At 46.2% G+C, this 10,332-nt stretch carries 10 protein-coding genes; all 10 read right to left on the bottom strand.

From position 1 onward, the window contains the following. Positions 1-229 precede the first annotated feature (229 nt). The gene (dinB, locus tag L4D76_RS21445; protein WP_428442912.1) at positions 230-1,357 is read right to left on the bottom strand and encodes a DNA polymerase IV; all 1,128 of its coding nucleotides are present in this window, start codon (positions 1,355-1,357) and stop codon (positions 230-232) included. A 206-nt stretch (positions 1,358-1,563) separates the two neighbouring features. Further along, positions 1,564-1,785, bottom strand: coding sequence for a (Na+)-NQR maturation NqrM (nqrM, locus tag L4D76_RS21440; RefSeq protein WP_428442911.1), 222 nt, complete (start codon positions 1,783-1,785; stop codon positions 1,564-1,566). A gap of 9 nt (positions 1,786-1,794) precedes the next feature. Beyond that, entirely contained in the window at positions 1,795-2,817 is a 1,023-nt protein-coding gene (locus L4D76_RS21435) for an FAD:protein FMN transferase (protein ID WP_428442910.1), read from the bottom strand. Between the two features lie 157 nt (positions 2,818-2,974). Next, a complete protein-coding gene (gene nqrF / locus L4D76_RS21430; RefSeq protein ID WP_428442909.1) occupies positions 2,975-4,198 on the bottom strand; it encodes an NADH:ubiquinone reductase (Na(+)-transporting) subunit F in 1,224 nt (407 codons plus the stop codon). 22 nt (positions 4,199-4,220) lie between these two features. After that, positions 4,221-4,817, bottom strand: a complete 597-nt coding sequence (nqrE, locus tag L4D76_RS21425; protein WP_428442908.1) for an NADH:ubiquinone reductase (Na(+)-transporting) subunit E — start codon at positions 4,815-4,817, stop codon at positions 4,221-4,223. Positions 4,818-4,824: 7 nt separating this feature from the next. After that, positions 4,825-5,457 (bottom strand): NADH:ubiquinone reductase (Na(+)-transporting) subunit D, encoded by a 633-nt coding sequence (locus tag L4D76_RS21420; RefSeq protein WP_428442907.1) that lies wholly within the window; start codon positions 5,455-5,457, stop codon positions 4,825-4,827. Continuing rightward, on the bottom strand, positions 5,450-6,244 hold the full coding sequence (locus L4D76_RS21415) for a Na(+)-translocating NADH-quinone reductase subunit C (protein ID WP_428442906.1): 795 nt from the start codon (positions 6,242-6,244) through the stop codon (positions 5,450-5,452). Before L4D76_RS21415 ends, L4D76_RS21420 begins: the two co-directional genes overlap by 8 nt. Continuing rightward, a complete protein-coding gene (locus L4D76_RS21410) occupies positions 6,234-7,478 on the bottom strand; it encodes an NADH:ubiquinone reductase (Na(+)-transporting) subunit B (RefSeq protein ID WP_428442905.1) in 1,245 nt (414 codons plus the stop codon). Before L4D76_RS21410 ends, L4D76_RS21415 begins: the two co-directional genes overlap by 11 nt. Before the next feature lie 3 nt (positions 7,479-7,481). After that, positions 7,482-8,822, bottom strand: coding sequence for a Na(+)-translocating NADH-quinone reductase subunit A (locus L4D76_RS21405; RefSeq protein ID WP_428442904.1), 1,341 nt, complete (start codon positions 8,820-8,822; stop codon positions 7,482-7,484). Positions 8,823-9,232: 410 nt separating this feature from the next. Beyond that, positions 9,233-10,318, bottom strand: a complete 1,086-nt coding sequence (locus L4D76_RS21400; protein WP_428442903.1) for a TRAP transporter substrate-binding protein — start codon at positions 10,316-10,318, stop codon at positions 9,233-9,235. Between the last annotated feature and the right edge of the window lie 14 nt (positions 10,319-10,332).

Here is a 10,332-nt window from a genome sequence, read left to right as displayed (position 1 = left end):
GTCCTGTGGTCCTGTGGTCCTGTGGTCCTGTGGTCCTGTGGTCCTGTGGTCCTGTGGTCCTGTGGTCCTGTGGTCCTGTGGTCCTGTGGTCCTGTGGTCCTGTGGTCCTGCAAGCAGCCTCTCCGAGCCTCGAAAAGAAGTCAAGTTTTGGCTCTTTCTCGAAACTCGAACCTAGGAACTCAACACTGCTTCTCCATAGGGCCTCAGGGCCATAGCACCGCTCTTAAAGCTAAAACCCCTCAAACGATAGCTGTTGCGCTTTCATGCCATATTCTAAGCCGACACCAATGCCTATCAATCTGATCTCTCGTCCTTTTTGCCGAGTGAGCGCTTCTTTTAACAAGCCAACAAACTGAGATTTATCTAACAGTGGCAGACTATGCTCAACCGTTGTTTGCTGAAAGTCGGCAAACTTCACTTTGATGCTTTGCTTGGCAATATTCATCGTCGGACGTACCCGTTTCAGGCGCTTTTCCAGTTCCGGGTATAAGGCTTCCACGACTTGCCAGCATTGCTCGTAGTCACTGATATTACGATAAAAAGTGCGCTCGACACCAACCGATTTACGTTGCCGCTCAACCACCACTTCACGGTCATCAATCCCATGCGACCGCGACCATAGCGACTGACCGAATTTGCCAAACTGCTGCAACAATAAATGACGATCATAAGCCTGTACATCTTGCCCGACATACAAGCCTTTTTCATGCAGCTTCTGAATCGTTACTTTGCCAACGCCTGGTATTTTTTCTAACTTCAGGTTGGCAACAAATTCCCCCACATCGTCAGGCGTCACCACATATTGTCCGTTCGGCTTGTTGAGATCCGAAGCAACTTTGGCGATAAATTTAACCGGGGCGATACCGGCAGAAGCCGTAAGATGAAGCTCCTCTTCTATTGCTCGCCGAATGTCTTGTGCAATCAGAGTCGCCGAACCATGAAATAACTCACACTCGGTGACATCAAGGTAGGCTTCGTCTAGTGACAGGGGTTCAATCTTATCGGTATAGCGCTGAAAAATAGCGCGGATCTGCTGTGAGGCTTCTTTATAAACCCCCATACGCCCCGGCACCAAGGTTAAATGCGGACACAATTTCATCGCCTGAGCCGTCGGCATGGCAGAGCGTACCCCATATTTACGGGCAAGATAGTTGCAGGTGCTAATAACCCCTCTCTGCTCGGAGCGACCGCCTATTGCGATGGGGATATTTTGCAACTCCGGGTTGTCACGCATTTCGACCGCAGCGAAAAAACAGTCCATATCAACGTGTACAATTTTCCGTTGCACAGGGTAGGTATCTGGCACAATTCCTCTCAGCAAAGAGACCACAATTAGGGTCTGTTTACCTTTCAACATAACTGCAATATTGAAAGATAAAAAGCCCCTGATAACTGTCTTTATATACAGTGGTCATTATATACCCAAACCACCTCAAGATGCGAGATCCAGAGAGAATGCTAAATATAAAAAAGCCTGAGAAAACTCAGGCTTTTTGACCAATCGAGGCTATTTATTTCGACGCTGTTAGCAGAAGAAAAAACAATACATTAAACGATCATCGACTAAACGATCTGATTCTTCTTCCACTCAGCTTGCTTTGCAGCCCGTGCTTCACGCTTTTTACGTGCATCACAAGGTTCGGGACAATTACATTCCTTCGCAATACCGATGCCGTCCAAACCACCACAGCTTCCGCTTACTGCTTTACGCTGAAAGATATAACCGACGGCCATCGCGATGATAACCAGCAGAAAGACCGCAAAGGTTGTTAGATATATTGTCATGATAACTCTCTATTTCTTTTGTAGATAAGGAGCAAATGCTTCTGATGCATATTCCTTAAAACCTTGTTCCGTTTTTACCACCAACAGAACAGGTAAATTTTCAGTTTTCGCTAACGCCAGCGCTTTTTCTTCTCCCATCACAGAGAAAGCTGTCGCTAACGCATCGGCCGTCATACTGGATGGATGCAGTACAGTCACCGATACGACGTGATTGGCGATCGGCTTACACGTTTTTGGATCAATCAGGTGCGAATAGCGAACACCGTCTTCTTCAAAGTAATTACGATAATCACCCGATGTTGCCACAGCCATGTCACCAGGTTCAATGATTTCCTGCACAGCACGGCTACCATCATCGGTTGGTTTCTCTATCGCAATACGCCATGGCACACCTTCGAGATTTACCCCTTTCAGACGTAATTCACCACCAATCTCAACCAGGTAATCAAGAACATTAAGCTCATTAAAATAGTCAGCAACAACATCAACACCAAAACCTTTCGCGATAGACGACAAGTCTACATAGAGTTCTGGGATATTCTTCGTCAGTGTATTGCCATCAACAGACAGGTGATCAATACCGACAATTTTACGGCGAGCAGCTAACTCTTCATCTGTTGGGATCACTTCGGGACGCGCTTCCGGACCAAAGCTCCACAGATTCACCACTGGGCCAACAGTGACATCTAAGGCACCATCAGTAAGTTTAGATAAACGAATCGCTTCTTTCACCACTTTCGCGGTATCTGCAGAGACAGCGAATGGCTTATTCGTGGTCTGCTGGTTAAATTGGCTGAGCTCGGAATGCTTACGATAAGTCGACATCTGATCGTTTACTTGCTCTAAACGACGATCAATCTCGGCCTGAATATCAGTGGCACTCGGTAAGCCTTCCTGCTTAATCAACTTAACGGAATAGTAGGTGCCCATTGTAGAGCCGCTTAAATGGATTAACTCTCGTTGATCACCGCAGCCAACCAGTGTTATGGCCATAGCAAGCAGCATTGCTGCTCGGGTAAGGAACGTCTTCATACAACCACTCCTTAAAAGGTAGAGGGACTCTCTTTTACTGGGTAGCTAAAACAGCTGTCAGGCAATAACCACAATAGAAAGAGTATTATTCTTATGCTGGTACGAAAAATGGCTGACCCTGTCGGATCAGCCATTTTAATTATGTGTGAAGGGCTAATTAGCCACCGAAGTCATCCAACAGGATGTTTTCGTCTTCAACACCAAGGTCTTTCAGCATACCGATAACAGCTGCATTCATCATTGGTGGACCACACATGTAGTATTCACAATCTTCCGGTGCATCGTGATCTTTTAAGTAGTTCTCATAAATCACGTTATGGATGAAGCCTGTATAACCATCCCAGTTATCTTCCGGAGATGGATCAGACAATGCTACATGCCATTGGAAGTTCTCGTTCTCAGCCGCTAGCTTATCGAAATCTTCTACGTAGAACATTTCACGCTTAGAACGTGCACCATACCAGTAAGTCATCTTACGGGTAGACTGCAGACGCTGAAGCTGATCGAAGATATGTGAGCGCATTGGCGCCATACCAGCACCACCACCGATGAAGACCATTTCATTATCGGTCTCTTTAGCGAAGAACTCACCAAACGGACCAGAAATAGTACAGGTATCACCTGCTTTCAGTGACCAGATATACGATGACATAATGCCAGGTGGTACATCTGGGTTATTTGGCGGCGGTGTCGCGATACGAACATTCAGTTTGATCAGGCCTTTCTCATCTGGGTATGAAGCCATAGAGTAAGCTCGGATTGAATGCTCTTTCACGATTGACTCGTAACGGAACAAGTTAAACTTATCCCAGTCTTCGCGGTACTCTTCCGGTACATCGAAGTCAGCGTATTTAATGTGATGAGGTTCAGCTTCAATTTGAATGTAACCACCTGCACGGAAAGGTACTTCCTCGCCTTCAGGGATTTTAAGAACCAACTCTTTAATGAAGGTTGCTTCGTTATCATTCGAAAGAACTTCACATTCCCACTTCTTCACGCCGAAGATTTCTTCCGGAAGTTCGATCTGCATGTCAGACTTAACGTTAACCTGACAAGCCAGACGTTCGCCTTCTCGTGCTTCACCTTTAGTAACGTGATCAAGCTCTGTCGGCAGAATATCACCACCGCCTGATTTCACTTTTACACGGCACTGACCACAAGAACCACCACCACCACATGCAGATGAAACGAAAATTCCATTTGCTGATAGTGCGTTAAGTAGTTTGCCACCGGCAGCGGTTATAATCGCTTTTTCCGGATCGTTGTTTACTGAGATAGTAATGTCGCCTGATGGTACCAGCTTAGATTTAGCGAATAGGATCACTAAAACTAGAGCCAGGATAATCAAGGTGAACATAACTACGCCAAGAATAATATCCATTGACTATTCCTTATTATCCTGATTACAGCTGTACACCGGAGAAGGACATGAAGCCCAACGCCATTAGACCAACAGTGATGAAAGTAATACCCAGACCACGCAGACCCGGAGGTACATCAGAGTACTTCATCTTCTCGCGGATACCCGCAAGTGCCACGATTGCCAGCATCCAACCCACACCAGAACCGAAGCCATAGACAACAGATTCAGCAAAGTTGTAGTCACGCTGTACCATGAAAGATACACCACCGAAGATGGCACAGTTTACTGTGATCAACGGAAGGAAAATACCTAACGCGTTGTATAGCGGCGGGAAGAATCGGTCCAGAACCATTTCCAGGATCTGTACCAGTGCCGCAATAACACCGATGAACGTGATAAAGTTCAGGAAGCTCAGGTCAACTCCTTGAACGATAGCACCATCTTTCAGTAGCAGGTTGTAAACAAGGTTGTTTACCGGTAACGCAATCGTCAGTACAACGATTACCGCAACACCCAGACCGAAAGAGGTTTTTACTTTCTTAGATACGGCAAGGAATGTACACATACCCAAGAAGAACGAAAGTGCCATGTTCTCGATAAAAATCGAACGAACTAAAAGGCTTAGATAATGTTCCATGTTCCCCTTACTCCTTCGCTTCTACTTGTTCTGGACGGATAATACGAATAGCCCAGATCATGAAACCAATCAGGAAGAAAGCAGATGGTGCTAATAGCATCAGACCATTCGGCTGATACCAGCCACCGTCTGAAACCAGAGGTAGAACCTCAACACCGAATAGCTTGCCTGAGCCTAATAGTTCACGGAAGAAGCCAACAGTAACCAGTACAAAGCCGTAACCCAGACCGTTACCGATACCATCAATAAATGAAGGTAGCGGCGCAGACTTCATTGCGTACGCTTCTGCACGACCCATTACGATACAGTTAGTAATGATCAGACCAACGAATACAGAAAGCTGTTTAGAAATCTCATAAACATAGGCTTTCAGTGTCTGGTCAACCACGATTACCAATGATGCAATGATTGCCATCTGCACAATGATACGAACACTGTTAGGAATATGATGACGGATCAGCGATACAAAAAGGTTAGAAAATGCAGTAACAAAAGTTACCGCCAGCGTCATTACAAACGCCGTTTCTAATTTAGTTGTTACCGCAAGTGCAGAACATACACCAAGAACCTGAAGCGCGATTGGGTTGTTATCAACAAACGGCGCAAACAGGATCTTTTTCATTTCTTTAGTATCAGCCATTATTCAGGCCTCCCGCACGAACCTTAGTCAGGAAAGGACCGAAGCCCATCTCACCTAACCAGAAATCGAAGGTGTGCTGCACACCATTACCCGTTAAGGTTGCACCTGACAGGCCATCTACACTATGAAGATCACCTTGAGGAGCGCCACCTTTAACCACGCGAATTGCTGGCTTGTTGTTGTCGTCAAGCAATTGCTTGCCAACAAACTGACCACGCCATTTCGGATTTTCAACTTCACCACCTAGCCCAGGTGTTTCACCCTGCTCGTAGTAAGTGATACCTGAAACAGTGTTACCGTCAGTTTCAACCGCAACAAATGCGTACATCATTGACCACAGACCATTACCGTGAACCGGTAAGATTAGCTTCTCAACATTGTCATTCGCGTCTTTCACCAGGTAAACAGTCGCAACATTTGCACGGCGAATGATTTTACCAGGATCTTTATCAGCCTCTAGCTTAATAGACTGGCTTGGATCTTTCGCTGCAGCACGCTGTTTGTATTGAGCGGCAGTTTGACCAACTTCGGTCTGTGCAACGAACTCACCAGTTTTAAGATCAACCAGTTTAGGCTCGATGAACTGCTCGTAAGCTTCAGTGACGTTGGTGCCGTCTTGTAACAGGCCGGAAACTGAAAGGATATTGCGCTGAACGTCAAGAACCGCATTGGCCTGCTGCAATGGACGCAGAACAACCGCAGCAGTTGATACCACGATAGAGCACACTAAGCTCAATGCGATAACAACAATCAGCGTTTTCTTAATGCTATCGTTATTACTTGACATGACGTGCTAGTCTCCGCTTGATGTTGCCCTGAACCACTAGGTTGTCAAAGAGAGGTGCGAATAGGTTTGCGAATAGAATCGCCAGCATCATACCTTCAGGGTACGCAGGGTTAACCACACGAACCATGACTGCCATTGCACCGATGAGCGCGCCGTACCACCACTTACCTTTATTGGTAAAGGCAGCAGACACCGGATCGGTCGCCATGAACATCATACCAAACGCAAAGCCACCCAGAACCAGGTGCCAGTGCCAAGGCATGCTGAACATTGCATTGGTATCAGAACCCATGATGTTAAACAGGGTTGCCATCACGATCATACCAAGCATGGTACCCGCGATGATGCGCCATGAAGCAATGCCCATGTACACGATCATTGCACCACCAAGGATGATGAACAGTGTAGAAACTTCACCGATAGAACCAGGAATACGACCAATAAATGCATCCATCCAGCTGATTGCTTCGCCAGTCACTACGTTGATCAGGTTCGCATCACCACCTTGTGCCCATTGGCTTAGCGCCGTCGCACCAGTGAAGCCGTCGGCAGCTGTCCATACTGCATCACCAGAGATTTGAGCTGGGTATGCGAAGAACAGGAATGCACGGCCTGCTAGTGCAGGGTTAAGGAAGTTACGGCCAGTACCACCAAAGATTTCTTTCGCGACAACAACACCAAAGGTAATACCCAGTGCCGCTTGCCAAAGTGGTAATGTTGCTGGGACGATAAGCGCAAAAAGAATAGAAGTAACAAAGAAACCTTCGTTAACTTCATGCTTACGCACCATACAGAAAAGAACTTCCCAGAAACCACCTACTGCAAATACAACCGCGTAGATAGGAAGGAAGTAAGTCGCACCCAGTAGCATTTTGCTACCCCAGCCAGCATCGGCTGATAAAGTGCCACCTAACATTTCTGTTAGCCAGTAATGCCAATCGCCACCGATAATAGCAGCCAGCTGATCACCCACATACATGTGGTTAAGAGCAGAAACCGCTTGGTGACCGGAGTTATACATACCCCAGAACATTGCTGGGAATACTGCAAACCACACCATGATCATTAGGCGTTTTAAATCAACGCTATCACGAACGTGTGAACCCGTGCGAGTCACTGTACCGGGTGTATACATAAGAGTTGCAAACGCTTCATACAGCGCAAACCATCTCTCGTGCTTACCACCAGGCTCAAAGTGATGTTCAACCTGCTCGAGTAAATTCTTGAGACCCATGAATTACCCTTCCTTCTCAATTTTGTCCAGGCACTCACGTAGCAGTGGACCAAACTCATACTTACCTGGGCATACAAACGTACACAGAGCCAGATCTTCTTCATCAAGCTCTAACGCACCCAGCAGCTGCGCACTGTCACTATCACCCGCACACAGATCACGAAGAAGCAGTGTAGGTTCAATATCCAGTGGCATCACTTTTTCATAGCTACCGATTGGCACCATGGCACGCTCACTACCGTTCGTCGTTGTTGTCATGTTGAACAACTGACCAGAGAAGAGGTGACTAAGGAAAGAACGAGTAACTGAGAACTTGTTTTTACCAGGTACAATCCAGCCTAAGAATTCTTTCTCATAGCCTTCACGAAGTGCTGACACTTGCAGATGGTAACGACCAAGGTAAGCATGTGGACCGACCGCATGAACACCGTTGAGAACAGAACCTGAAAGCACTCGAATTTCGCCAGGCATCATTTCAGAGTCGGTTAGCTGCCCGATTGAAGCACCGATCTGAGTGCGAACCAAACGAGGGTTATTCACAACAGGACCAGCAACCGCTACAACGCGATCAGTATATAGCTCACCCGTTTGGAAAAGCTTACCGAACGCAATAACATCTTGATAGTTGATGTGCCATGCAACGTTTGCAACGTCAGCACCGAATAGCATGTGAATGTGAGTACCAACGATACCAGCAGGGTGTGGACCGTTAAATACATGTTCTTCAACATTTGCTTCAGTACTACGAGGTAGACTTGCACCTGATTTACAAACAAAAACTTTTCCGCTAGTCAGACGCGATAGTAGCGTCAAACCGGCAACAAAAGCGTCGCTTTGCTCATTAATGATAATTTCTGGATTAGCTGCCAGAGGATTGCTATCGATAGCTGTTACAAAGATTGCCTTTGTTTCAGAATCGATTGGGGCAACCTTGCTAAATGGACGCGTACGAAGCGCTGTCCACATGCCAGATCCAACCAATTGCTCAACAATCGCAGAGCGATCTAGTTGTGCTAATTGATCCGCCTCATAGCGGTTAAAAGTGACTTGCTCATTGCCTTCTACATCAATAACAACTGATTGCAGAACACGCTTAGCACCACGGTTGATTTCCGCTACCTTGCCACTGGCTGGAGCAGTAAACTTAACGCCAGGATTCTTCTTATCTTCAAAAAGAACCTGACCTTTTTTTACTACTTCCCCAACACGGGTATGCATTGTAGGACGCATACCAACATATTCTTCGCCAAGCAAGGCGACTCGTGTGATGGAATTACCATCATTTATCGCCTGGGTAGGAGTCCCTGAAATTGGGATATCCAGCCCTTTTTTTATTGTAATCATACGCACTTGCACTACATTAACGGGAAAAAGAATTTTCTATTGCGCAATCAAGACTCGACTTTCCGTCATCCGAAGCCGGTCCATTTACGCCACCGAAACCGCAACACCCTATTAACTAGCTCGTTACAACATTTGATAACGAGTAATTTTAAGGCCGACATTCTAGCATTAATGTACTCGTTGTTACCATGCCGAACCACGCTAATCGGGGTGAAAACCAGCGAACATCTTAAAGACAATACATTCGTTAGTTTATAATTTTGACCTGACGCACAAATGTGAAAATATCATCAATTATCAAAACACTCTCACCTGAATAACATCCTTAACAAAAAACAAACACAATCAAAACACCCAAAACAACGGGGCAACAAAGCCCCTATTGTGTTTGTTTCAGATTTGTCTCGATGTTAATCAATATTTACATCGGCATTATCAGAAATTCGCCCATACCGCCTGACATCGATTAAAAAACGACGGTAAGAGTCATACACTTTTTGTACTGACGGTTCGGTTTGACTCATCTCTTGCATCAAATCCGATGTCAGCTGCTTGAGCTGAGCTAATACGTCCTCAGGAAAAGCTTTGAGCACCACATTATGTTCACTGACTAAGATATCCAGAGCCTGGACATTTTTCACTGTATACTCATCAAGCATATCTTGATTTATAGCACGGGCAGCAACTTCGACAATCTGTTTTAAATCATCAGGTAATGCTTGAAACGCATTCTTATTGATCAAGAACTCCAGCGTCGTACTCGGCTCTTGCCACCCCGGATAATAGTAGTATCTGGCTGCATTATGTAAACCAAACGCCAGATCATTATAAGGCCCCACCCACTCCGTCGCGTCGATAGCACCGGTTTCTAATGCCGTAAATAGCTCACCACCAGGCAAGCTTACAGGGATCCCCCCCGCACGCTTCAGCACATCCGCGCCAAAACCAGGCAATCGCATTTTTAATCCTTTCAGATCGGCAATAGATTTAATTTCTTTATTAAACCACCCCCCCATTTGCGCGCCGGTGTTCCCCCCGGCCATTGGCATAACACCATAAGGTGCATACAATTCTTGCCACAGTTCAAGCCCGCCACCGTAATGTAGCCAGGCATTCATTTCCTGTGCAGTCATGCCAAAAGGAACAGAAGTAAAAAAGGGTGCTGCCGGGATTTTTTTCTGCCAATAAAAGGCTGCCGAATGCCCCATTTGCGCGGTTCCTTTAGAAACCGCATTAAACACATCAAAGCTTGGTATCAGTTCACCAGCACCATACACCTCAATCTTTAACCGCCCCTGACTCAACAGTTTGATTTTTTCCGCAAAACGTTCAGGCGCAACCCCAAGTCCTGGAAACCCTTTCGGCCATGAGGTAACCAGCTTCCATTCAATCACAGCCGCTTGCTCAGCACTGTTCTCTTCATCCTGCCCGCCACAGGCAACCATCAGCATAGATGCCAAAAGTAAAACAACCGCTCGAACACCAGCTTCTATCATTTACCACTCCTTTT

Origin of the sequence: Photobacterium sagamiensis (assembly GCF_050337085.1) — a bacterium.
Taxonomy (GTDB): domain Bacteria; phylum Pseudomonadota; class Gammaproteobacteria; order Enterobacterales; family Vibrionaceae; genus Photobacterium; species Photobacterium sagamiensis.
Note: the sequence above shows the minus strand (reverse complement) of the source record. Positions and strands in the feature narration are given on the sequence as shown.